The 22,481-nt window shown below is 53.1% G+C and carries 23 protein-coding genes; 11 read left to right on the forward strand and 12 right to left on the reverse strand.

Annotated elements, in window-relative coordinates:
- Nucleotides 1–31: 31 nt before the first annotated feature.
- From fmt to THEAM_RS01125, 5 genes are read right to left on the reverse strand one after another with little or no spacing between them, the layout of a single operon-like run.
- Complete coding sequence (gene fmt, locus THEAM_RS01105) at nt 32–946, reverse strand: methionyl-tRNA formyltransferase (protein WP_041439686.1); 915 nt, start codon at nt 944–946, stop codon at nt 32–34.
- Between the two features lie 10 nt (nt 947–956).
- Nucleotides 957–1,577, reverse strand: a complete 621-nt coding sequence (locus THEAM_RS01110; RefSeq protein ID WP_013536975.1) for an L-threonylcarbamoyladenylate synthase — start codon at nt 1,575–1,577, stop codon at nt 957–959.
- The gene (locus tag THEAM_RS01115) at nt 1,567–2,463 is read right to left on the reverse strand and encodes a damage-control phosphatase ARMT1 family protein (protein WP_013536976.1); all 897 of its coding nucleotides are present in this window, start codon (nt 2,461–2,463) and stop codon (nt 1,567–1,569) included. Before THEAM_RS01115 ends, THEAM_RS01110 begins: the two co-directional genes overlap by 11 nt.
- Nucleotide 2,464: 1 nt before the next feature.
- Nucleotides 2,465–2,932 carry a 5-(carboxyamino)imidazole ribonucleotide mutase gene (gene purE / locus THEAM_RS01120; protein WP_013536977.1) on the reverse strand — a complete coding sequence of 156 codons (468 nt, stop codon included), beginning with the start codon at nt 2,930–2,932 and terminating at the stop codon, nt 2,465–2,467.
- A complete protein-coding gene (locus THEAM_RS01125) occupies nt 2,832–3,800 on the reverse strand; it encodes a fibronectin type III domain-containing protein (protein ID WP_013536978.1) in 969 nt (322 codons plus the stop codon). The genes purE and THEAM_RS01125 overlap by 101 nt, the downstream gene beginning before the upstream one ends.
- Nucleotides 3,801–3,860: 60 nt before the next feature.
- Between THEAM_RS01125 and efp the strand changes: the two genes are divergently transcribed.
- From efp to THEAM_RS01150, 5 genes are read left to right on the forward strand one after another with little or no spacing between them, the layout of a single operon-like run.
- Nucleotides 3,861–4,433: an elongation factor P gene (gene efp / locus THEAM_RS01130; protein ID WP_013536979.1), complete on the forward strand. Its 573-nt coding sequence runs from the start codon at nt 3,861–3,863 to the stop codon at nt 4,431–4,433.
- A 10-nt stretch (nt 4,434–4,443) separates the two neighbouring features.
- Nucleotides 4,444–4,896: an acetyl-CoA carboxylase biotin carboxyl carrier protein gene (accB, locus tag THEAM_RS01135; RefSeq protein ID WP_013536980.1), complete on the forward strand. Its 453-nt coding sequence runs from the start codon at nt 4,444–4,446 to the stop codon at nt 4,894–4,896.
- 8 nt (nt 4,897–4,904) lie between these two features.
- Nucleotides 4,905–6,251, forward strand: a complete 1,347-nt coding sequence (gene accC, locus THEAM_RS01140; RefSeq protein WP_013536981.1) for an acetyl-CoA carboxylase biotin carboxylase subunit — start codon at nt 4,905–4,907, stop codon at nt 6,249–6,251.
- A gap of 45 nt (nt 6,252–6,296) precedes the next feature.
- Complete coding sequence (locus THEAM_RS01145; RefSeq protein WP_013536982.1) at nt 6,297–6,767, forward strand: RNA chaperone Hfq; 471 nt, start codon at nt 6,297–6,299, stop codon at nt 6,765–6,767.
- A gap of 6 nt (nt 6,768–6,773) precedes the next feature.
- Nucleotides 6,774–7,268, forward strand: a complete 495-nt coding sequence (locus THEAM_RS01150; protein WP_013536983.1) for an RNA chaperone Hfq — start codon at nt 6,774–6,776, stop codon at nt 7,266–7,268.
- Here THEAM_RS01150 and THEAM_RS01155 read toward each other — a convergent pair.
- Nucleotides 7,256–7,927, reverse strand: a complete 672-nt coding sequence (locus THEAM_RS01155; RefSeq protein WP_013536984.1) for a helix-turn-helix domain-containing protein — start codon at nt 7,925–7,927, stop codon at nt 7,256–7,258. The genes THEAM_RS01150 and THEAM_RS01155 overlap by 13 nt on opposite strands.
- A gap of 165 nt (nt 7,928–8,092) precedes the next feature.
- Here THEAM_RS01155 and THEAM_RS01160 point away from each other — a divergent pair, with 165 nt between their 5' ends.
- Genes THEAM_RS01160 through THEAM_RS01175 form a run of 4 tightly spaced genes read left to right on the forward strand, consistent with a single transcriptional unit; the run spans nt 8,093 to nt 12,421 of the window.
- Entirely contained in the window at nt 8,093–10,222 is a 2,130-nt protein-coding gene (locus THEAM_RS01160; RefSeq protein ID WP_013536985.1) for an ATP-dependent helicase, read from the forward strand.
- Nucleotides 10,223–10,232: 10 nt separating this feature from the next.
- Nucleotides 10,233–11,378 carry a pyridoxal-phosphate-dependent aminotransferase family protein gene (locus tag THEAM_RS01165; RefSeq protein WP_013536986.1) on the forward strand — a complete coding sequence of 382 codons (1,146 nt, stop codon included), beginning with the start codon at nt 10,233–10,235 and terminating at the stop codon, nt 11,376–11,378.
- A gap of 35 nt (nt 11,379–11,413) precedes the next feature.
- Nucleotides 11,414–11,836 carry an FKBP-type peptidyl-prolyl cis-trans isomerase gene (locus THEAM_RS01170; protein WP_013536987.1) on the forward strand — a complete coding sequence of 141 codons (423 nt, stop codon included), beginning with the start codon at nt 11,414–11,416 and terminating at the stop codon, nt 11,834–11,836.
- Complete coding sequence (locus THEAM_RS01175; protein ID WP_013536988.1) at nt 11,837–12,421, forward strand: flavin reductase family protein; 585 nt, start codon at nt 11,837–11,839, stop codon at nt 12,419–12,421.
- A gap of 186 nt (nt 12,422–12,607) precedes the next feature.
- Here the strand turns inward: THEAM_RS01175 and THEAM_RS01180 are convergent, their stop codons facing one another.
- Nucleotides 12,608–14,095, reverse strand: coding sequence for a menaquinone biosynthesis decarboxylase (locus tag THEAM_RS01180; protein WP_013536989.1), 1,488 nt, complete (start codon nt 14,093–14,095; stop codon nt 12,608–12,610).
- A gap of 53 nt (nt 14,096–14,148) precedes the next feature.
- Here THEAM_RS01180 and THEAM_RS01185 point away from each other — a divergent pair, with 53 nt between their 5' ends.
- On the forward strand, nt 14,149–14,937 hold the full coding sequence (locus THEAM_RS01185; protein WP_013536990.1) for a Nif3-like dinuclear metal center hexameric protein: 789 nt from the start codon (nt 14,149–14,151) through the stop codon (nt 14,935–14,937).
- Entirely contained in the window at nt 14,924–15,640 is a 717-nt protein-coding gene (locus THEAM_RS01190) for a zinc ribbon domain-containing protein (protein ID WP_013536991.1), read from the forward strand. Before THEAM_RS01185 ends, THEAM_RS01190 begins: the two co-directional genes overlap by 14 nt.
- A gap of 22 nt (nt 15,641–15,662) precedes the next feature.
- On the opposite strand, the gene lon is transcribed toward THEAM_RS01190, so the two are convergent.
- Genes lon through carA form a run of 5 tightly spaced genes read right to left on the reverse strand, consistent with a single transcriptional unit; the run spans nt 15,663 to nt 22,460 of the window.
- Entirely contained in the window at nt 15,663–18,098 is a 2,436-nt protein-coding gene (gene lon, locus THEAM_RS01195; protein ID WP_013536992.1) for an endopeptidase La, read from the reverse strand.
- Nucleotides 18,070–18,969: a UTP--glucose-1-phosphate uridylyltransferase GalU gene (gene galU, locus THEAM_RS01200; protein WP_013536993.1), complete on the reverse strand. Its 900-nt coding sequence runs from the start codon at nt 18,967–18,969 to the stop codon at nt 18,070–18,072. The genes lon and galU overlap by 29 nt, the downstream gene beginning before the upstream one ends.
- 28 nt (nt 18,970–18,997) lie before the next feature.
- Nucleotides 18,998–20,197 carry a class I SAM-dependent rRNA methyltransferase gene (locus THEAM_RS01205; RefSeq protein WP_013536994.1) on the reverse strand — a complete coding sequence of 400 codons (1,200 nt, stop codon included), beginning with the start codon at nt 20,195–20,197 and terminating at the stop codon, nt 18,998–19,000.
- A 3-nt stretch (nt 20,198–20,200) separates the two neighbouring features.
- Entirely contained in the window at nt 20,201–21,316 is a 1,116-nt protein-coding gene (locus THEAM_RS01210) for a geranylgeranyl reductase family protein (RefSeq protein ID WP_013536995.1), read from the reverse strand.
- A 4-nt stretch (nt 21,317–21,320) separates the two neighbouring features.
- Entirely contained in the window at nt 21,321–22,460 is a 1,140-nt protein-coding gene (gene carA / locus THEAM_RS01215; RefSeq protein WP_013536996.1) for a glutamine-hydrolyzing carbamoyl-phosphate synthase small subunit, read from the reverse strand.
- Nucleotides 22,461–22,481: the final 21 nt, after the last annotated feature.

Raw genomic sequence — 22,481 nt, forward strand, 5'->3', positions numbered from 1 at the left:
TAAATGTTTGGCATAGGTGGTTGAGTAGAGGTTAACTCTCACCGAACAGGTCCCCTTCCTTCACTCTGTAGCCCCTTATGAACTCCTCTCCGGATATCTCCTTTTTGCCTTCGGGCCTAAGGCGCTTGATTTTGAGTGCTCCCTTTCCGCAGGCAACTACCAGCTCTCTGTCGGCCTTAATCACCTCTCCGGGTCTGCCGCTCCCCTCAACCGGCTCTGCCGAGGTGATTTTTACCCTCTTGCCCTTGTAGAAGGTGTAGGCAGAGGGCCACGGCGTAAAGGCCCTTACCGCGTTGAATATCTTACGGGCGCTCTCCTTCCAGTCTATCTTTCCCATCTCTTTGGTTATCTGCTTGCAGTAGGTAGCTTTTGAATCGTCTTGCTCAACGGGCTTTAGCTCCCCCTTTACGTAGCGGGGTAGGGTTTCTACCAGCAGTTTGGCCCCCAGCTCCGAGAGCTTGTCGTGGAGGGTTTGGGCGTTGTCTTCGGGCTCTATTTTCACCTTCTCCTGGGCGATTATGGGGCCTGCGTCGAGCTCGGGTATCACCTTCATTATCGTTACGCCGGTCTCCTCCTTGCCGTCGAGGAGGGCGGCCTGAATGGGGGAGGCTCCCCTGTACTCTGGAAGCAGGGAGGCGTGAACGTTTACCGTTCCGAACCGCGGAAGGTCGAGTAGCCACCGGGGCAGAATTTTGCCGTAGGCTGCAACCACTATGAGGTCGGGCTTTATAGCCCGGAGTTTTTCTTTCAGTTCGGCGTTCTCTTTTATTCTCTCGGGCTGGAGTACCTCTATACCGAGCTTCTCGGCTACCGTTTTCACCGGAGGGGGCTTGAGCTTTTTGCCCCTGCCTGCGGGTTTGTCGGGCTGGGTTATAACGAGGGGAACTTGAAATCCGCTTTCTACAAGTGCTTTAAGCGAGGGCACTGCAAAGTCCGGCGTTCCCATGAATACCACTTTAAGCTTTTTCTTTTCCAAGGAGAACCTCCTTTACCTTTTCAAACTCTACGGCTCCTTCCCTTAAGAGCTTCAGCTCCCCTTCGGGAAGCACCTTTACGATTGTTGAGGCAACGTTTCCCGCCCTCCCCTCTGCGCAGAAGTCTACGGCGTTTTTAAAGTACTTTAGGCACTCTCGGCAGTTCTCTGCCGGTTTAAGTCCTTGGGGGTTTGCGCTGGGGGCAAAGAGGGGCCCTGTGAGCTCTAAAAGCTCCAGTAACAGGGGGCTGTTCGGGACTCTTACTGCCAAGTCATCCCTTTTAAAGATGCTCCTGAAGGGGGAGCTCTCCGACAGGGGTAGAACCAGCGTTACCGGAGCCGGGTAGAGGGCTTTAATGCCCTTCTCTAAGGCCTTCGGAACTTTAACGCCGAGCTCTCCCAGCTGCTCGGGGCTTTTAAAGAGAACAATCAGCGGTTTGTTTGGGTCTCTGCCCTTTATTCTGTAAACCCTTGAAACGGCATTCCCGTTAAGGGCACTGCCCACAAGGCCGTAGAGGGTGTCTGTGGGCAGACACCCTACGGCTCCGGCGTTTATGAGTGAGGCGATGGTGGGAAGCTCCTCCCTGCTCCACTTAATCTTCATCGGCCTCTTTTATCTCAAGGAGGTGTTTGTTGTAGAGGAAGACGAGCTCCCCTAAGTTGCAGGCGAGCTCCTTGGCAACCGGCTCGCACTTTGCCTTCAGTATGAAGAAGATATCTTTGTCTGTAACTCCGTCTAAGGTCTCGAAGTTTGCCTGGCCCTTGGAGATTACGAAGAAGGCGTTTCTCCAGTGCTCTTTAAACTCTTCGGAGGCGAACTCAAAGTCTACGCCGATGTAGTCTGAGCCCGTTGTTATGAGCTCGTCGGCTATCTCGGCGGCCCCGGTTTTGAGGGCGTCGTCTACCGTTGCATCGTTGAGTATGGGAGCACCCCTTACGGCAAGGACAACTTTCAAGCCTCTCTCTTTGAGCTCCCTCATGAGGAACTTGTCGAACACTATCTCTCCTGCGTTGTCGGCCACGTAAAGGACGGTTTTGCCCGGAATCAGGAACCTCTCAAGTATCGCCTCGTCGAAGTAGGCAAATGGTGTTTTGAAGAAGTTCTCGATTTCCTTCATTAGGTCGAAGGAGCTGGGAACGCCGAAATCGATGACGTTCCCCAGAGCCGCCAGTTTTATTGCAGCTGCAAGGCGGTTTTCGGCCTTCTCGTAGAGCTCCTTCTTCAGTTTTGGCTCCAGCCTGAGGGCGAGGGTGTTGTACTTCTCCTTCAGCTCCCTGTAGGGGTCTTCGACCCCGCTGCGCTTTTTGAATATCCTGTGGATGAAGGTTGCGTTGTGGCCGGGGGATTTGTGGGGTTGAAGCTCCTTCCATATGAACTTTGCGGCCTCTCTTTGAATCTCTATGGTTTTGTCGGCGGGAAGGCCCGCAACCTCGGCAACTTTTCTTATCTGGTTCAGGTAGCAGGGGAGGCACAAGGGGTAAACTTTCATCTTATCCCTCTAATACCTTCTTCTTCATCTTCTCTCTGTACTCTTTGAGCTTCTCTTTCAGCTCCGGGTACTTAATCGCCATTATCTCCGCTGCCAGAACGGCCGCGTTTTTGGCACCCGCCTTTCCTATGGTTACCGTTGCAACCGGTATACCTCCGGGCATCTGAACTATGGAGAGCAGGGAGTCTATTCCTTTTAAGGGAGATGCGTCGAGGGGAACTCCAATAACCGGGAGGACGGTTTTTGCTGCAATCACTCCTCCTAAGTGGGCGGCGTAACCGGCGGCCGCTATTATTACGTCGTACTCCTCTTCCGCCCTTTCGCAGAAGGCGAGCACTTCGTCTATGGTCCGGTGGGCGGAGAGGACCTTAACGTCGTAGGGAATTCCGAACTCCTCCAGCGTCTTTGTGCAGCTCTCCATCACCGGTAGGTCCGACTTGCTTCCCATTACAACAGCAACTTTCTTCACTTCCCACCTCCACTTTCACAGGTTTCGATAAGTTGCCGGCCTTATCTACTGCATACAGGGTAAACGCCTCGGGGCAGGTTTCGGCTAAGAAATATAACCCATTTACCTTAACCTTTTTACCGCCGGCCACCACAAGGTAGTACTTAACGTCCTCCGACGGTGATGGCTCCCATATAAGGGTGCAGCCGCTACCGCATACAATAAACGGGTGCTGGGGCGGTGCGGGCGGTATAGTGTCTGCAGGCTCAACCTTTACAGGCGGAGAGAGCCTCCCCTTTAGGTTTCCCTGTGAAAACCGGAACCTGTAGGTGTAGGTTTCGCCGTTTTTCACGTTTTCATCTTCAAACAGGGTGCCGTTGATAACCCGGTAGGGTTTTATAAAGGGCGGACTTTGGTTTTTGAACACCTCTATCGGGTAGGGAGCTTCTGCAAACTTCACCACCGCTTTGCCGTCTTCCCCTTTAGCCTCCTTTACTTTCGGGACGGCCTCTATCGGTTTCTGTCCCACAATGCACACGGGCTCGGAGGGTATGCTGAAGTGTCCTTTGTATTCGGCTACAACCTGGTAGCAACGCTTCTCTTTCGGTTTTATCGGGGAGTCTTTGAAGTAGGTTTCACTAAGCTTAACTTTTCTCCCTCCAAAATTTACAATTACTATGTAGCTAACCTTTCCGGGAGCCGAAATCTTCCTGCCGTCTTCAAAGGTTTTCACGGGCTTCCAGTAAATCAGGGGAGAGCGAAACTCCTGGATAGCCCCGGAAAGCTCGGGTGTGGCCGGTTTAAACGTGAGAGGCGGTTTCGGTGCCTCTCTGTGGCCGCAGGTTGTAAACGACAGCAGCAAAGGGAAGAGTATTAGGAGTTTACGCAAGCTGCCTCCCGTTTTGTAAAGGGCAGTATAATTTTCCCAAAACTTCTCGGAGGTGTAAAAGTGGCTTCCATAGACGTAAACCAGATAGCAAAAGGTATGAAGCTGGAGATAGAGGGCGCTCCTTACGAGATTATAGATTACCAGCACGTAAAACCCGGTAAGGGGCAAGCCTTTGCGAGGATTAAGCTTAAGAACCTGAAAACCGGAAACGTTGTTGAGAAGACCTACAAAGTGGGCGAGAAGCTCCAGCTTGCCGACTTTGAAGAGCGGGAGATGGAGTACATTTACAACGACGGTGAGTTCTACTACTTTATGGACACCAAAACTTACGAGCAGGTTGCCGTCCCCTCCGTTGCCCTCGGCGAGAAGGCAAAGTTCCTGAAGGAGAACACCCCCGTTGTTGTTCAGTTCTACAAGGGAGAGGCGATTTCCGTTAAGCTTCCCAAGAGTATCGTTCTGGAAGTTGTAGATACCGAGCCCGGATTCAAGGGAGATACGGTGAGCAACGTTACGAAGCCGGCAACCCTTGAAACCGGTGCCGTTATTCAGGTTCCGATGTTTATAAACGTCGGCGATATGGTCAGGGTGAACCCTGAAACCGGAGAGTACATAGAGCGGGTTAACGTTAAGTAAGGGGGTTATCTTGCTTGAGAAGCTGGAGAAGCTCTTAAAGTCCCTTGAGAATAGTTCTGTTGAAGAGCTTGAGCTCGAAACGGAAGGGTTAAAGGTTAGGGTGAAGTTCAGCAGGGGAGCTTCCGCCGCCCCTGCTTTGCCTGCACCTGAGGCTCAGCAGCCGCAAGAGGCTGCAGGGTCGGGTGGCTCCGAGCCTCCTGTTGAGGAGGCAAAGGAGGCCAGCTACTACGTTGTAGAGTCTCCTATGGTGGGAACCTTTTACAGGGCGCCTGCTCCCGGTGCAGAGCCCTTCGTGAAGGAAGGGGACTACGTAGAGAAGGGGCAGACCCTCTGTATCATAGAGGCCCTTAAAGTTATGAACGAGATAGAGTCTGAAGTTTCCGGAATAGTCAGGAAGATTCTCGTAGAGAACGGTCAGCCGGTTGAGTACGGCCAGCCGCTCTTTTATATAGAGCCTAAGTAGGGAGGGAGATGTTTAAAAAGGTTCTCATAGCCAACAGAGGCGAAATCGCCGTAAGGATAATCAGAACCTGCAGAGAACTCGGTATAAAAACGGTTGCCGTTTACTCCACTGCCGATAGGGACTCCCTGCACGTTTACCTTGCAGACGAGTCGGTCTGTATAGGCGGCCCCCAGCCCTCTCAGAGCTACCTGAACGTTCCGGCTATTATTGCCGCGGCCGAGCTGACCGGGGCCGACGCCGTTCATCCCGGTTACGGCTTCCTTTCTGAAAACCCGGGATTTGCCGAAATCTGCCAGGCCTGCGGCATAAAGTTCATAGGCCCCTCCCCGGAAACCATGCTCCTCATGGGAGATAAGGCCAAGGCGAGGGAAGTTGCAAAGAAGGCCGGCGTTCCGGTTGTTCCCGGCAGCGGCGTTGTCAAAACGGTTCAGGAGGCCCTTCGGGAGGCTGAGAGGATAGGCTTCCCGGTTCTGGTTAAGGCGGCCCACGGTGGCGGCGGCAGGGGAATGCGGCTTATAGAGTCTGCTCGGGATGCGGAAACGCAGATAGCCACCGCTATGGCGGAGGCCGAAGCCGCCTTTGGTAGCGGGGAGGTTTACGTAGAGAAGTTCGTTGAGAACCCCCGCCACATAGAGGTTCAGGTTATTGCCGACTCTAAGGGCAACGTTTTCACCCTTTTTGAGAGGGAGTGTTCCCTCCAGAGGAGGCATCAGAAGGTTGTTGAGGAAGCGCCCTCCCCCTTTGTTACCCCGGAGCTCCGCCGGGAGCTCTCTAAAGCGGCGGCCAGTATCGCCCGATACATAAACTATGAGGGTGCCGGAACTGTAGAGTTCCTGGTTGACGGTAAGGGGAACTTCTACTTTATAGAGATGAACACCAGGATTCAGGTTGAGCACCCGGTTACGGAAATGGTTACGAGTAAAGACCTTATAGCGCAGCAGATAGCGGCGGCTGCCGGTGAAGAGCTTGACTTTAGTCAAGTTAAATTGAACGGACACGCCGTAGAATTCAGGATAACCTGTGAAGACTACAGGAGCGGTTTTAGGCCCGTTCCGGGAAAGGTGGAGAAGCTCCTCCTTCCCGGCGGGTTTGGCGTGAGGGTGGACACTCACCTTTACGAGGGCTACAAGGTTCCCGTTTACTACGACTCCCTTCTTGCCAAACTTGTGGTTTGGGGAGAAACGAGGGAAGAGGCGTTAAAGAGGGCGAAGAGGGCCCTTTCGGAGTTCGTGATAAAGGGAGACTTGAAGACAACTATACCGTTTCACCTAAAACTGCTGGAGAACGAACTATTTTTGAGGGGAGAGATTGACACGAAAACCTTAGAAGATAAAATACTTCCTGAAATCACGTAAGAGTGAACCGCCCTTCTGCTCCTTAATTACATTTCTGGAGGCGTTATGGCAACTTCAAAGTCTGAAAAAGTTAAGAGTTGGCTTAAAGATTATTTAAGCGAGTTTAAAGAGTACTCCGGAACCGTTGAAGAGCTTGCGAAGCTCGCCGGAGCTTCCACCTACCTTATTAAAAAGGTGATAGGTGAGCTCGAGGAGGAAGGTTTTTTAAAATCTGACTCCAAGAGAGGAAGGGGGCTCTTCATATCGGTTATTCAGCCGGAACCATCTGAACCTGTTGGGGAGGAGAAGGTGGAAGCCAAGGAGACTACACAGGAGAAGAAGAAGGAGAAGAAAAAGTCCCTTCAGGACCAGGTGCTCTCTTCTCTCCTCGGGAAAGACGTTGTGGTTTTCCTCATCAGCGGAACCAGGCTTGAAGGGAAGCTCCTGGATTTTGACAACTTTACCCTTGCAATGACGGCGCCCAAAGGGAAATCGCTGGTTTACAAGCACGCCGTAGCCACAATCCTTTTTGAGTAGGGGGATATGAAGAAGTTCAAAACACTTGAAGAGGCTCAGATAGAGCTCATAGAGCTACTCGAGCAGGAGGGTGAGTTCAGGGGAACCCTGAACGAGCTTGCAGATAGGCTCAACGTAAAACCCGAGAACATAAGGCCTCTCCTTCAGCTGCTGAAGTCCTCGGGCGACGTTCTCTATGAAGAGAGCGAGGAGGGCCTCATAGTGAGGCCGGCGATGATGGTTCCCGTTGTGCCTCCCACCCTAACTCCCGAGCAAGAGCAAGAGGTTCAACAGAAGCTCAAAGAGGGCTACAAGGTTATAGCCTGCTCCACTATGGGGGGCGTTCAGAGCAGGGAACTCCGAAGCGCCCTCGGGAAAAGGGTAATAGTCTACTTCAGGAACGGTAGTAAGGTAGAGGCCAAGTTAAAGGGTTTCGACCGTTTCTGCCTGAAGCTGAGGAACTATATGGGTAACATGCTGGCCTATAAACACGCCATATCTACGATTGTTTACAAGCCGTAACTTAGCGTGTACCCCTTCCTCCTTACACTTCTTATTGTTAGTTGAGGGTCTATCTTCCCGAGAATCTTCCTTAGGTGGGAGATGTAAACCGGAAGGCTATCTTCCCTGATGCCGAGCAAGTAGAAGTCCCTGTAGTGAACGGGCTCTTGAGGGTTTTGAAACAGGAGCTTTAGAACCAAGGCCTCTCTCAGCGTCAGCTGCTCGGCCGATACCACCTCGTTGCCCGATATCTTCTCGATTTTCGGCTCTTTTAGGTTTGCGGTGAGTTTTATAAACTCCCCCTCCCCCAGCTGAACTTTCGGGTTTTCGCTCCTTGCCAGTATTGCCGAGAGGATAGACCATATGTTGACTTTTAGGTTGCAGGTATAGTAGATTTCTATATCACGTTGAGGAGTTTCGAAACGCTCCAGCGTTTTATGCTCGCTGACCACCACAACCGGTGCGTCGGTTGCCTCCTTTACCCTCTCTACGAGGTCTTTGCTGGAGGTTTCGCTGAAGAAGACCAAACAACAGTCCAGCAGGTGGTGCTTCTTAGAGGAGGATGTGTAGGAGATGTCCTGAGAGATTAGCTTAACGGGACCTTGGAACCTAAGCTCTTCCACGGCCTTTTTGGCAAGGCGGTCGTTGGGAAGAGAGCCAATTACAAAGACTCTTTTCATGTGAAATCCCCCCACTTGATAGCTTTTTAGTTTTGCATTCTAACAGAATATGCAGTTTACTTAGATTAAGTAGTATTTAACTTAATGTTGAATATACTATGAATTAGCAGTTTCCGATTCCCCCTCAAAGTATAATTTTGGAACAATTTCCACCGGGAGAGCGACTTGAAAGAGCTTCTTAAAACCCTCAATCCCTCTCAGAGAGAGGCGGTTCTCCACTTCGATTCTCCACTGCTTGTCCTTGCAGGTGCCGGTTCCGGCAAAACGAGGGTAATAACCTTCAAAGTTGCCTATATGGTTAAGGAGCTCCGATTCGAACCGGAGAGGATTTTGGCCGTAACTTTTACAAATAAAGCTGCCCGGGAGATGAAAGAGCGGGTTGAGCAGCTTTTGGGCCGCTCGGTTCCCGTTCTCGTTTCCACCTTCCACTCCTTCTGCGTAAGGCTTTTGAGGCGGCACGCAGAAGAGGTGGGACTGAGCCGGGAGTTTGTGATACTCGACGGGGAAGATAGAAAGAGGCTCCTTTCGGAAGTTGTGAAGGAGCTGAACCTCGACCCAGAGCGCTACTCCCCCTCTTCCCTTTCGAACCTTGTAAGTAACGTGAAAAACGGCCTCTACTCGCTGGAGGGGCTCTCGGTTGAGTTTGACAAGTTCGGCCAGCTCTTTGAGCTTTACAACAGGAGGCTCAGGGAGCTGAACGCGGTAGACTTTGACGACCTGCTCCTTTACGGCAGGGAGCTTCTGAGCCGGGAAGAGTGGAGAGACTACTACAGCAACTACTTCCGCTACGTTCTCGTAGATGAGTACCAGGATACGAACGCCGTTCAGTACGACATAGTAAAGGCCCTCACTCTAAGGAAGGGCAACATCTGTGCCGTAGGCGACGACGACCAGTGCATCTACTCGTGGCGGGGCGCCAATATCAACAACATCCTCTCCTTCGAGAGGGATTTTAAGAACGCAAAGGTTATTAAGCTGGAGCAGAACTACAGGTGCTCCAAGAAAATCCTTGAGGCTGCAAACGCCGTTATAGCCAACAACAGGGAGCGCAAAGGGAAAGTTCTCTACACGGAAAACCCCGAAGGGGACGATATCAGGCTCTTTAGGGCCTCCAGCGATGTTGAAGAGGCCCAGTTCCTTGTGGCCGCCGTTAAACGGCTGATTGAAAGGGGTGTTTCGCCCTCTTCCATTGCCGTTTTCTACAGGACAAACGCTCTCTCCCGTATTTTTGAGGACGCCCTCCGGAGGGCCGGCATCCCCTATCAGATAGTCGGCGGCGTCCGGTTCTACGAGAGGAGGGAGGTAAAAGACGTTATCGCCTACCTGAGGCTTGCCGTATCCCCTTCCGACCTTCTCTCCCTCCTGAGGGTTCTGAACACGCCCCGCAGGGGGCTCGGCCCCGCCGTAGAGGCCAAGGTGAAGGAGCTCTTTGCCGAGCTTAAAGATGCTTTTGAGGTTCTCGGTAGGCTTTCCCGGGAGCTGAGGCTCGAGAAGCAGAGAAGGGGAGTTTCGGAGCTCCTTGAAGTCCTTGAGAGGATAAGGGAAAAAGTTGAAACTCTTCCCCCTTACGACCTTGTTAAGTTCGTGGTTTCGACTGTCGGTTACGAGGAGTTCCTGAAGGAGGAGTACCCCCAGGAGTGGGAGCAGAGGCTTGAGAACGTTCTGGAGCTGGGTAATACCCTTCAGGAGTTTGCAGAAAAGGAGGGGCTTACAGGCAGGGAGCTCCTGCTGGAGTTCCTCTCGAGCCTTGCCCTCTCCTCCGACCAGGACCAGCTGGAGGAGGGCCAGGAGAGGGTTACCCTTATGACGGTTCACGCCTCTAAGGGGCTTGAGTTTCCCGTTGTTTTCATAACCGCCCTGGAAGAGGGTATCTTCCCCCACTCCCGCTCCAGCGGCTCCCCGAGGGAGCTGGAGGAGGAGCGACGCCTCTTCTACGTTGCCGTAACCAGGGCGAAGGAGCGGCTCTTCCTCTCTTACGCCAAGAGGCGCAGGGTTTTCGGCTCCTACAGGGAGACAAAGCCCTCCCGCTTTTTAAGCGAGATTCCCCAGCATCTCCTCTGTGAGGTCAGGAGGAGGCAAAGGGTTGCCCCTTCCGGCTCTGACCCCCGGGTGAAGGCCCGGGCCCCGCGGCCCGAAGGTTCGGCTGCAAGGCCGAAGCTCGTTTACCACCCGAAGTTCGGCAAGGGGGTTGTAAAGAGGGTAGAGGGCTCGGGGGACTCTGCCAAAGTAACGGCCCTCTTTGCAGGCCACGGAGAGAAGACGATAATTATGAAGTTCCTGAAAGTATTGGGATAGGAGGTAGAAGTTGAAGCCGATAAAGAAGAGGCTTTTAACTCCCGGACCGACGATGGTTCCGGAGAGGGTGCTTGAAGCTCTCTCCAGGCCTACGCTCTACCACAGGTCTCCTGAGTTTAAGGAGATTTTCCTTGAGGCGCGTCAGAGGTTGAGGAGGCTCTTTAGGACCGAAGGGGAGGTTCTAATACTTACCTCGTCGGGTACCGGAGCCATGGAGGCTGCCGTTGCCAACCTTTTCAAGCCCGGCGATTCGGCGGTTGTTGTGGTCGGCGGGAAGTTCGGCCAGCGCTGGGCTGAGCTGTGCAGGACCTTCGGCGTTAACCCCATTACCGTTGAGGTTGAGTGGGGTAAGGCGGTTGCGCCCGAAGCGGTTGAAGCGGCAGTCAGGGAAAACCCCGGAGTTAAGGGCGTTCTGATTCAGATATGTGAGACCTCAACCGGGACCGTTTACGACCTTGAGGAGATAGGCAGGCGCCTTAAAAACTACCCCGATGTTCTGCTTGTTGCAGACGGTATAACGGCCTACGGCGTTTACGACATACCCACAGACGAGTGGGGGATAGACGTTGCCATAACCGGCTCCCAGAAGGCCTTAATGACTCCACCGGGCCTTGCCGTTATCTCCCTGAACGAAAGGGCAGTGGAGAGGCTCGTTGATAACCCTCCGGCCTACTACTTTAACCTGAAAAAGGAGCTTAAGCAGCAGTCCAAAGGCCAAACCGCTTACACTACCGCTACAAACCTGGTTGTTGCCCTTAACGAGGCGCTTAAGATGATTGAGGAGGAGGGCCTGGAGGAAGTGGCCCGCAGACACGCCCTTCTTGCCGAGGCCACAAGACGGGGCGTTCAGGCTTTGGGGCTGAAGCTCCTCTCTGAGAGGCCGGCAAACGGGGTAACTGCCGTTATCGCCCCGGAGGGGATAAACGGTCAGGACGTTGTGAAGATTGCAAGGGAGGAGTTCGGCGTAACCATAGCCGGCGGGCAGGAGCACTTAAAGGGGAAGATATTCAGGCTCTCACACATGGGCTACGTAGACCAGTTCGACGTTCTAACCGGCCTTGAGGTTGCCGAGTTCGCCCTGTGGAAGCTGGGCTACAGGGAGTTCTCCCTCGGAGACGGCGTTAGGGCCGCTATGGAGTTTTTCGCCTCCGTGTAGTATAGTGGAGGCAACCTACAGTAAAAGGAGCAGGTATGGAGAAGAAGTACAGAATTACCGTTGACTACACCCTCTACGACCCGGAGGGTAACGTTATCGACACCACCGAAGGCAGAGGGCCCTTCACCTTTGTTACAGGTGAGGGTCAGGTTATTCCCGGCTTTGAGAGAGAAGTGGCCTCTGTGGAGGAGGGAGAGGAGAAAACCTTTACCCTGCAGCCTTCTGAAGCCTACGGAGAGCGCGATGAGAGTCTCGTTCAAACCCTCCCGAGGGAGCAGTTTGCAGGCATAGAGCTCCACGAAGGGCAAGTTCTGCAGGGAACTACTCCGGAGGGGCACAAGTTCCTGGTTAGGGTTGTGAGCTTCGATGACCAGAGCGTAACCATCGACCAGAACCACCCCCTTGCAGGCGTTCCTCTGACCTTTAGGGTGAAGGTTCTTAAGAAAGAGGAGGTTTAGGTGAACTCCTACAGGGTTGAGCAGGCGCCTCAGGAGCTCATCTCTAAGTTCATTTTCAACGCCGTGGTTCCCCGGCCGATTGCCTGGATAACGACCCTTTCCGGAGAGGGAGTTGTCAACCTGGCTCCCTTCTCCTTCTTCAACGCTGTAACCACAAAGCCTCCGCTCCTTATGGTCTCTATCGGGAAGAGGAAGAGCGGCGAGCTCAAGGATACTGCGAGAAACGTTCTCGATACCGGGGAGCTCGTTGTTAACGTAGTATCTGAAGAGTTTTTGAAGGTTATGCACCTATCGGGGAAGGACTTTCCCCCTACCGAGAGTGAGGCTGAGAAGCTCGGCGTTGAGCTTGAGCCTTCTTTAGTTGTAAAGCCCCCGAGGGTTAAGGGGGTTCCTGCCTCTATGGAGTGTGTGGTTGAGGAGACCCTTGAGCTCGGCTCCACGCCGATGCTCGTTGTGGTTGCCCGTGTTGTTGCTTTCCACTACAGGGAAGGGCTCCTCTCTTCCCAGAAGGGAATCGTGGGAAGGTTGGGGGGCAAGCGTTACTGCGTGGTATGTGACGAGCTTGACCTTGCGAACCTTACTTGAATTTCGATTCGTTAGGTCCTATTTTGTTAATAGGCTAAAAACCGAGTAAGGAATGCGGGCCGGCAGGCCCGCGCTACAACTGCTCCCGCTGGTTGTTATTATTATTGCTGCTTCAGCCATATTCAAATTTCGGCATTTTTTTGACCTGTGTCAAGTATAACAGATATTTAGATTCAAATTTATCAATCACCAACCCCAGTCCCAGGGGCCGGGTTTCCTTACGGGAGAAGGTAATCCCAGTTTATCCCATATTTTGTCCACTTTCGCCTTGATTTTCGGGTCCATCTCGATGTCAGGGGGCCAGTCGCGGGTGAAGCCCTCTTCCGGCCACTTTCTGGTTGCATCTATCCCCATTTTGCTGCCGTAGAAGGGAAGCGGGGCGGTGTGGTCGAGGGCGTCTACCGGGCCTTCCGTGAAGATTACGTCCCTTTTGGGGTCTACGTTGTTGCCCCAGCGCCAGATTACCTCTCCTATGTCGTGGACGTTTGTGTCCTTATCGAAGATGACGATGTTCTTGGTGAAGCTCATCTGTCCCAGTCCCCACAGCGCAGATATAACTTTTTTTGCGTGGCCCGGATACCTCTTGTCTATCGAGATAAATGCGAAGTTGTGGAACACACCTTCAATCGGGAGGTTCATGTCTACAATCTCGGGGAGTTGAGTCTTTAAAAGGGGCAGGAAGATGCGCTCTGTTGCCTTTCCTATGTAGCAGTCCTCCATCGGGGGCTTACCTACGATTGTGGCCGGGTAGATAGGGTCTCTCCTCATAGTTATGCAGGTGACGTGGAAAACCGGGTAGAAGTCGGGCAGGGAGTAGTAACCGGTGTGGTCTCCGAAGGGCCCTTCAAACCTGAACTCCTCGGTGTCTACGTAGCCCTCAAGGACTATTTCGGCATTTGCCGGAACTTCGAGGTCTACCGTTTCGCACTTGACCATCTCTACGGCTTTTCCCCTTATAAAGCCGGCAAAGACCATCTCGTCTACGTCTTCCGGCAGCGGTGCAGTGGCCGAGTAGATGACGGCAGGGTCTGAGCCGATGGCTACTGCAACGGGGAACTTTTTTATCCCCATTCGCTTGGCCTTCCAGAAGTGTTTTGCCCCTACTTTGTGCCAGTGCCAGTGCATTCCCGTTGTGTTTTTCGAGTAGACGTGGAGTCTGTACATTCCGCAGTTTCGCTCGCCTGTTTCGGGGTCCTTTGTGAACACCAGGGGCAGGGTTATGAAGCGGCCTCCGTCTTTCGGCCAGCAGAAGAGAATGGGGAATATGGAAAGGTCCGGTTCTTTGATTACCACTTCCTTGCACGGCGCCTTAGACTTGGGAACCTCTTTGGGGAAGATGTCTGCAATCTTCTTTAACTCTACCAGCTTTTTAAGTTTGTCGATGAAGCCGGAGGGTTTTTCCGGTTTTAGGAGCTTCGCCGCCTTCCGGCCGATGGAATCCGGGTCGTCTTCAAGGGCCCATTTCATCCTTCTGTAGCTTGCAAAGAGGTTTATTGCAACGGGGATTTTCCCGCCGTCTACGTTTTTGAAAAGGAGCGCGGGCCCTCCCGCCTTAACGGCCCTGTCGGCAATTTCGGTGATTTCCAGGTAGGAGCTGACGGGTAGCTCTATCTCCTTTAGCTCTCCCTCTTTTTTGAGCTTTTCAATGAAGTCTCTTAAGTCTTTGTAGGCCATTACCTCTCCGAGCCGGATTTTTGTAGAATTCTACCACTTAAGCGGAGGGAAAGATGGCTAAGCTAAGGGAAATAAAGGCTTTTCTTGAGTCTCTGGTTCCGCCTTCTATGCAGGACTCCTGGGATAACTCCGGCCTTCAGGTGGGATGGGAGGAGCAGGAGGTATCGGTTGTCGGCTTTGCCCTTTCTGTGAGTAGGGAGGTTATAGAGTGCGCCAAGGAGAGGGGGGTGGACCTGATAGTTACCCACCACCCCTTGACCCTTTCGGGAGTTAAGGCCCTTGTTCCCACCAGCTACCCTGCAAACCTGTTTTTGGAGCTTGCAAGGAGTTCAATCTCGGTTTACGCCCTGCACACCAACCTCGATGTCTCTCCTTTGGGGCCTACCGCCTACATAGCCGAGGAGTTGGGGCTTAACGGCTGTGAGCCCATTGTTGATTCCCCTGCTTACGGTGCGGTGGGGGAGCTTGGCGAACCTAAGACCCAGAGGGAGCTCCTTGTGAAGTTGGCCGGAGTTTTAGGCGTAGGGGCAGACGTGTTCAGGTGCGTTAACTACAGGCCCGAGGCGGTTGTGAGGCGCGTTGCCGTGTGTTCGGGCAGCGGAGGCTCTTTCGTAAAGGCGGTTGCCGGCAGGGCAGACGTTTACATAACCGGCGACGTGAAGTACCACGACGCCCTGGCGGCCCAAGACCTCGGCCTTACCGTTTTTGACGCCGGTCACTTCGGGACGGAGAGGCTCTTTTACAGGAAGCTCCTTCCCCTACTTGTCCAGACTTTCCCTTCGGTTAACTTTATCGTTCTGGACGAAAACTCCCCGTTTGAGGTGTGCGATGTTGAGCGTTGAGCTTTTAACGCTTCAGAATAAAGAGGTTGAGCTTCTCCGCCTCCTTACCAAGAAGGGAGAGCTTGAGAGGGAGCTTCAGGAGAAGAGAGAGCAGCTGAGGAGTCTCCTTGCCCAGGTAGAGGCGGCTGCCCAGAAGCTTGCAGAGAAGGAGGAGCACCTCCGTGAGCTTAAAAACTTCGTTGAGCATAAAAGGCAGCGGATAGAGGAGCTTCAGAGGCAGAAAGAGCAGGCCCGCAGCCGAGAGGAGTACAAGAAAATCCTCAGGGCGATAGCCAAGAACGAAGACGAGATAATCAAAACCCGCCAGGAAATTGCCAAAGTTGAGGCCGAAGTTGAGGCCCTTCAGGAGGCCTACCAGAAGGTTAAAGAGCAGGTGGAGCCCAAAAAAGCCGTGCTCGAGGAGGAAATTAGGGAGCTGGAGCGGGAGCTCGAGAGGCTCAACGGTAAGATAGCCAAAGTTGAAGAGGAGATTGAGTCCATAAAGGCCTCGGTTCCCAAGGAGGAGCTTGAGCAGTTTGAGAAGCTGAAGAGCAAGTTCAACGGCCTCGTGTTTGCAGATATCTCCTCTGGGGCCTGTGAAGGGTGCGGAATGACCTTCTCCCCGGCGGAGTTTAAGGAGCTCCTGAAGAACCTGACTCCCGGTAGGAGCAGGTGCCCCTACTGCGGAAGGTTTATCTACGCGAAAACCAAAGTTGGGGGTTAAAAATAGGGGGCTTAAAGCCCCCCTATTTCTTTGCCTCCTCTTTTGCCTTCTTCTTCCGCTTACTCTTTTGTTTCCGCTTCTCCTCCGGGTAGAGGGCCAGCTCAAATACCGGCTCTACCCTGTCTACGAAGACCAGCTTGATTTTGCGCTTTGCCTCTTCGGGAAGCTCTTCGAGAACCTCCTGTTTGTTCTTCTCCGGCAGGATAACGGTTTTCACCCCGTACCTCAGGGCCGCCAGTACCTTCTCTTTAAGCCCGCCTACCGGCAGAACCTTGCCGCCTAAAGTTATCTCTCCGGTCATTGCAACGTCCTTGCGGACTTTCCTGCCGGTGAGGGCAGAGAGCATTGCTGTTGCTATTGTTATCCCCGCAGACGGCCCGTCCTTTGGAATTGCTCCCGCCGGCACGTGGACGTGGATATCGATTTTACTGAAGTCCTTGTCTATGTTGTACTTTTCGGCGTTTGCCTTTATGAAACCGAGGGCCGCCTGGGCCGACTCCTTCATCACCTCGCCGAGCCGTCCGGTGAGTATGAGCCTTCCGCTCCCTCCGGTAACTATCGCCTCAATGAAGAGGACGTCTCCTCCTACCGGAGTCCAGGCCAGTCCCGTAGCAACTCCCACTTCGTCCTCTCCCAGCTCGAGCTCCGGGACGAACTTGGGAGCCCCGAGGATTTTCTCAACGAGCTTCTTGGTTACCCGGTACTTCTTCTCCTTCCCTTCGGTTATCCAGAGGGCCACCTTACGGCATATGGCGGCTATCTTCCTGTCGAGGTTCCTGACCCCGGCCTCCCTGGTGTAGTGTCTGATGATGTGGAGAAGCCCGGAGTCTGTAAACTCAACGTCTTCGGGGGTGAGACCGTGGTTTTTGAGCTGTTTGGGAACTATGTACTTTTTGGCTATCTGGAGTTTTTCGTACTCGGTGTAGCCGGGAATGTTTAAAACTTCCAGCCTGTCGTAGAGGGGTTCGGGGATGGTGTGGGGCGTGTTGGCAGTTGCTATGAAGAGGACTTCCGAGAGGTCGAACGGGTGGTTTATGTAGTTGTCTACGAACTCCCTGTTCTGCTCCGGGTCGAGAACTTCAAGGAGTGCCGCGGCAGGGTCGCCCCTGAAGTCGGAGGCCATTTTGTCTATCTCATCGAGGAGTATCACCGGGTTCTTCGTTCCGGCTTTCTTAATGGCCTGTATGATTTTGCCCGGCATTGCCCCTACGTAGGTCCTCCTGTGACCCCTGATTTCCGCTTCGTCCCTTACACCTCCCAGGGAGATTCTCACGAACTTCCTGCCGAGTGCCTTGGCTATCGAGCGTGCAAGCGAGGTTTTACCCACTCCCGGTGGGCCTACGAAGCAGATTGTGGGCTGTTTAACCTCCTTTATCCGCTTCTTCCTCTTCTTTATGAGAGCTTTAACTGCCAGGTACTCGAGGATTCTGTCTTTTACCTTTTCGAGGTCGTAGTGGTCTTCGTCCAGTATCCTTCGGGCCCTCTCTATGTCGAGCCTGTCCCTTGTCCTCTTAGACCAAGGAAGCTCTATCATCCACTCGAGCCAGGTTCTTAGAACTGCGGCCTCTGCAGATTCGGGGTGCATCTTCTCAAGGCGGGCAAGCTCTTTTAAAACGGCCTCTTCAACCTCTTTGGGCATCTTCGCCCGCTTTATCTTCTCCCTGTACTCCTCTATCTCCTTGCTCCGCTCTTCCTCCTCTCCGAGCTCTTTCCTTATGGCCTTGAGCTGCTGTCGAAGGAAGTACTCCCTCTGCTCCTTCTCCATAGACTCCCGGGCTTTGGCCCTTATGAGCTCCTGAACCTCGAGGACTTTAATCTCGTGCTCCAGCTTCTCGCTTACCTTCTTGAGCCTCTCTATGGGGTCTACGGTGGAGAGTATCTCCACGGCCTCTTCTGTAGAGAGGTCGAGCTGGCCGGCTATAAGGTCGGCAAGCCTGCCCGGGTCCTCTACGGAGCGGAGTATCGCCACCATATCGGGCGGAATCTGCTTCCCGAGGGCAACAACCCGCTCAAGCTGGTCCTTAACCAGCTTGACGAGCGCCTCCTCTTCGATGCTCTTTGGCCTGTACTCCCCTTCCGGAATGTGTTCGAGGACGGCCTTGTAGAGCTCTCCTTCCCGTTTGAGCTCCTTGATTTTTGCCCTTCCGAGGCCCTGAACCAGTATCTTTACTCGGCCGTCGCCCATCTTCATCGCCTTCAGGATTACGGCGACGGTTCCGTAGTCGTAGAGGTCTTCCCTTTTGGGCTCTTCTACGTCTTTGTCTTTTTGGGTGGCGAGGAAGATGAGTTTGTGCTCTTTCAGGGCCTCTTCTACGGCGTTCAGTGAGAACGGACGCCCCACAAAGAGCGGAGCTATCATCATCGGAAAGACTACAACGTCTCTTAGAGGTAGGACGGGAAGCTCTTCAGGAAACTTCGGCTCTTCTACGTTATTGTGGTGCTGTATCAGCTCGGCCATCGTTTAACTCCTCTTCTACCTTTCTTTTTAGGAAACGGAGGAACGGCTCTCTCAGGTCGTCTCTCATGAGGGCAAAGTCTACGGTGGCTTCAAGGAATCCGAGCTTGTTGCCGGTGTCGTAACGTTTACCCTCTAATATCCTACCATAGATGGCCTCTTTGTTGCTCAACAGCTTGAGGGCGTCTGTGAGCTGAATCTCTCCACCCTTACCGGGGGGAGTTCTCCTTAAGGTTTCAAATATAGACGGTGTGAGAACGTACCGTCCGGCTATTGCAAGGTTTGAAGGGGCCTCCTCTACAGCCGGCTTTTCAACCATATCCTCTACTTTAAAAATGCCCCTTTCTATCTCCGTGGCTTTCACGATTCCGTACCTGTCAACCTCTTCCTGAGGTACCCTCTCAAGGCCGACAACCGAGCACTTATACCTGTGGAAAACTTCAATAAGCTGCCTTATACCGGGCGGTTCAGAGACCATTATGTCGTCTCCCAGCAGCACGGCAAAGGGCTCGTTTCCCACGGCTGGCTCGGCCGTAAGTATTGCGTGGCCCAGTCCTTTGGGCTCTTTCTGCCTAATGTAGATAAAGTCGGCCAGCTTCGATATCTCCCTAACGGTTTTAAGGAGCTCCTCCTTCTGCTTTTCCTCGAGGGCCCTTTCGAGCTCTAAGTTCCTGTCGAAGTGGTCCTCTATCGCCCGTTTGTGGCGGCCCGTTACGAAGATTATCTGGGTTATGCCCGCCGCTACCGCCTCTTCTACGATGTACTGGATTACCGGCTTGTCAACGAGCGGCAGCATCTCTTTCGGTTGTGCCTTCGTTGCGGGCAGGAACCTGGTGCCGAGGCCCGCAACCGGAATTACTGCTTTCCTGACCATTCGCCCCTCCCAGTGCTTGGTTTGTTATTTAAATTTCCCAGGGAAAGCTCTTAGCAAATATACACTTTAAGTAGCGGGATTCGGGTATCTGGAGAACGAAGGGGTGGTCTTTTGCCTGGTAGGTTGTATAAAGGACTTTTAAGGGGGTTCTCGTATCGTAGGCTGCAGAGAGCAGGATCTCTTCGAGTATCGGCGGCGTTACGTGGTGGGAGCACGAACAGACCACTATGTTCCCGCCGGGTTTGAGCATTTTCAGTCCCCTTAAAAAGAGCTCCTTATAGCCTTTCTTAGCCTGCTCAAGGACCTTCTTGCTCTTTGCAAAGGCCGGAGGGTCTATAACTATCGAGTCGAACTTCTCCCCCCAAAGGCTCATCTCCTTCAGAACCTTAAAGGCATCTCCCTTAACGAAGGTGAACTTCTCTTCAACCCCGTTGAGGGCGGCGTTCTCCCTTGCAAGGTCGAGTGCCAGCTGGGAGCTGTCTACTGCCACCACTTCACCGGCCTTTCCTATGACCGCCGCGTGAATTCCGAAACCTCCCAGGTGGCAGAAGGCGTCCAGTACTCTGTCTCCCTCCTTCACGAACTCTGTGGCAAAGAGGAGCTTGTTCTCCCTCTGGTCGAGGAAGTAGCCGGTTTTCTGGCCGCCCACTATCTGGACGTTAAACTTTATGCCGTTTTCCAGAATCACAACCCTTTCGGGAATGTCTCCGTAGAGCGGCTGTTCAACGAGGGGTAGCCCTTCGAGCTCCCTGGTTTGGACGGTTGATTTTTCGTATATTCCTTTCGGTTTTACTACTTCTACTAAGGCTTTAGCTACTTGTTCTTTAAGTATCTCCATTCCCAAGGTGGTAACCTGGATGACCAGGTATCCGCTGTAGTAGTCTACTATGAGGCCGGGTAGGTAGTCGGCTTCAGAGTGAATCAGCCTGAAGGCCGTACAGTTTTCCGGAACGACTGCTCGCCTGTAGTCGAGTGCCTCTTTTATGCGCCTTTTGAAGAACTCAAGGTCTATCTCTTCTTCCTTCTTAAAGGTGAGGAGTCGAATCGCTATGTAGCTGTCGGGGTTTATGTAGCCCTTTGCGAGGAACGCACCTCTGTAGTCTCTGACTGTGCAGAGCTCGCCCGGCTTGGGCTTTCGGGAGAAGGAGAGTATGTCGTTTTTATAGACCCAAGGGTGGAACCCTCTTATACGCTTCTCTTTTCCCTTTTTCACCGATACTTGAAGCATTGTTTACCCCTTTAAGAGCGCTTTTGGAGCCAATTTAATAAATTTAAGGAATGCCGCTCTGTAGGGCAGTTCCCCCGTGAGGAGCTCTGCGGTTATCTTGATGAGTTGGGGGGAGTTTTTAACCACTTTCAGGTTGAGGGAGGGGAACTTGAAAAAGAGCCATCCCACTACCCTTGCCCAGCGGAACTCGCCGCCGAACTCACGGTTTATTCTCACTCGGTACTCTTCGAGCGCTTTCGGCCCTTTGCTGAAGAAGTTTGAAACCGCAGCTGCCGCGATTTGACCGCTGCGGGCTGCGTAGTATATTCCCTCTCCCGTTAAGGGGTCCACAAGGCCTGCAGCGTCTCCCAGGAAGAGCAGTGGACCCCTTTGAACGTCGCATTCGGGCCTTCCTGCCGGTATGGGAAATCCGCCCTCCCAGAGGTTCCTGCCCGTTAGGCCGTGTTTTCTGTTTAGCAGGGTTGTGAGCTCTCTCAGCTTTTTAAAGTTGCCCCTTTTGAACTCGCCCGCTCCGGTGGTTACGCTGCCCTCTTTCGGGAAGGCCCAGTAGTAGCCCCATTTGAAGCCTGTAAAGTCTATGGTTATGTGGTTGAGCTCTGCTTCAACTTCTACTTCGTAGGTGAACCCGATTTCCCGTTTAACCTTAAACTGCCTCGACAAGCGGCTGTTAACGCCGTCTGCCCCTATGAGAAGTTTTGTTGTGTACGTTCTTTTGTCGGTTTTGACTTTCCAGCCGTTTTTGTACTTTTCTGCGCCGAGAACCGTTTCTCCGAGTTTTACTTCTGTGTTCTCCGTTGCCAGTTTGAAAAGTAGATGGTCGAGCCGTTTGCGTTTTGTGAGGTAGACGAGTGGGTTGGGGGAGGGAAGCTCCACTTCTCTGTTTTTGAAAAAGAGCTTGAATCTGTTTACCCTTCTTTCGACTACGGTGTCGAGCTCGGGGAACAGTTCCTTTAAGAGTCTGTAGGCCTTTGGAGTGAGCCCTCCGGCACACGGCTTGTGTCTGGGAAACTCGGCCCTATCGAGGGCAAGGACTTTCAGGTCGGGATTTCTCCTGCGGAGCTCTCTCAGAAACGTGCAGCCGGCGGGCCCAAGGCCCGAGACTATGACGTCGAAGTCCAACCCTCTACTTCCCCCTATAGTCGGCAATTAGTTTTTCAAATTCTCTGAACAGGTACCTGGAGTCGTGGGGACCGGGAGAGCTCTCCGGGTGGTACTGAACTGTAAAGAGGGGTTTTGTTTTGTGTTTAAGCCCCTCTACGGTTCCGTCGTTGAGGGAGTAGTGGGTTACCTGCAGTTCGTCTGGCAGTGTGGATTCGTCTACGGCAAAGCCGTGGTTCTGGGCCGTTATCTCCACTCTGCCGGTTTTTAGGTTCTTCACCGGCTGGTTTGCACCCCTATGGCCGAACTTCAGTTTGTAGGTTGAGGCTCCCAGGGCGAGGGCGGTCAGTTGGTGGCCCAGGCAGATGCCGAATATGGGTTTGTTGTAGGTCGCTATTAGGTATCTGATTGTCTCTATGGCGTAGGTGACTGCCGCAGGGTCTCCCGGGCCGCAGGAGAGGAATATACCGTCGGGGTTCATTTTCAGTATCTCTTCCGGCGGGGTTTGGGCGGGGACAACTATCGGCTTTATCCCTACGTCTACGAGGTTCCTCAGTATGTTGTACCTTATTCCGAAGTCGAGGACTACAACCGAGTACTTGAAGTCTTTCCTTTCAGGGTAGCCTTCCCCCAGTTTCCAGGTTCCCCATTTCCACTCGTAGGGTTCTTTGGTTGTTACCAGGTCTACCAAGTTTAGCCCTTCCATGGGCGGGATTGAGCGGGCCTTTGTGATGAGACTGTCGGGGTCGAGGTCTACTGTGGAGATGACCCCTCTCATGGTTCCTGCCGAGCGGAGCTTCTTTGTAAGCTCCCTGGTATCTATTTCGCATATGCCCACAACGCCGTACTCTTTCAGGTAGTCTTCGAAGGACTTTTCGGCCCGCCAGTTGGAGTAGATTTCGGATATCTCTTTAACTACAAAGCCTTCGGCTTTCGGGCCATCGGACTCAACGTCTTCGCTGTTTGCGCCTACGTTTCCTATGAGCGGACAGGTCATTACAACTATCTGGCCTTTAAACGAGGGGTCGGTTATTATCTCCTGGTAGCCGGTCATGGAGGTTGTAAAGACAACCTCTCCGGAGGTTTCTCCTTCGGCACCGAAGCTGAGCCCCTCGTAGTAGGTGCCGTCTTCGAGGGCGAGAATCGCCTTTTTCCTCTTGAGCATGCCGACCTCTGGCTCTTTTGT

Origin of the sequence: Thermovibrio ammonificans HB-1 (assembly GCF_000185805.1) — a bacterium.
GTDB classification, from domain to species: Bacteria; Aquificota; Aquificia; order Desulfurobacteriales; family Desulfurobacteriaceae; genus Thermovibrio; species Thermovibrio ammonificans.

Bases quoted from the DNA above. Each gene is read 5' to 3' on its own strand.
- fmt (WP_041439686.1), bottom strand. From the start codon at position 946: ATGGGAACGCCGGACTTTGCAGTGCCCTCGCTTAAAGCACTTGTAGAA.
- THEAM_RS01110 (WP_013536975.1), bottom strand. From the start codon at position 1,577: ATGAAGATTAAGTGGAGCAGGGAGGAGCTTCCCACCATCGCCTCACTC.
- THEAM_RS01115 (WP_013536976.1), bottom strand. From the start codon at position 2,463: ATGAAAGTTTACCCCTTGTGCCTCCCCTGCTACCTGAACCAGATAAGA.
- accC (WP_013536981.1), top strand. From the start codon at position 4,905: ATGTTTAAAAAGGTTCTCATAGCCAACAGAGGCGAAATCGCCGTAAGG.
- THEAM_RS01145 (WP_013536982.1), top strand. From the start codon at position 6,297: ATGGCAACTTCAAAGTCTGAAAAAGTTAAGAGTTGGCTTAAAGATTAT.
- THEAM_RS01150 (WP_013536983.1), top strand. From the start codon at position 6,774: ATGAAGAAGTTCAAAACACTTGAAGAGGCTCAGATAGAGCTCATAGAG.
- THEAM_RS01155 (WP_013536984.1), bottom strand. From the start codon at position 7,927: ATGAAAAGAGTCTTTGTAATTGGCTCTCTTCCCAACGACCGCCTTGCC.
- THEAM_RS01170 (WP_013536987.1), top strand. From the start codon at position 11,414: ATGGAGAAGAAGTACAGAATTACCGTTGACTACACCCTCTACGACCCG.
- THEAM_RS01180 (WP_013536989.1), bottom strand. From the start codon at position 14,095: ATGGCCTACAAAGACTTAAGAGACTTCATTGAAAAGCTCAAAAAAGAG.
- THEAM_RS01185 (WP_013536990.1), top strand. From the start codon at position 14,149: ATGGCTAAGCTAAGGGAAATAAAGGCTTTTCTTGAGTCTCTGGTTCCG.
- THEAM_RS01190 (WP_013536991.1), top strand. From the start codon at position 14,924: ATGTTGAGCGTTGAGCTTTTAACGCTTCAGAATAAAGAGGTTGAGCTT.
- lon (WP_013536992.1), bottom strand. From the start codon at position 18,098: ATGGCCGAGCTGATACAGCACCACAATAACGTAGAAGAGCCGAAGTTT.
- galU (WP_013536993.1), bottom strand. From the start codon at position 18,969: ATGGTCAGGAAAGCAGTAATTCCGGTTGCGGGCCTCGGCACCAGGTTC.
- THEAM_RS01205 (WP_013536994.1), bottom strand. From the start codon at position 20,197: ATGCTTCAAGTATCGGTGAAAAAGGGAAAAGAGAAGCGTATAAGAGGG.
- carA (WP_013536996.1), bottom strand. From the start codon at position 22,460: ATGCTCAAGAGGAAAAAGGCGATTCTCGCCCTCGAAGACGGCACCTAC.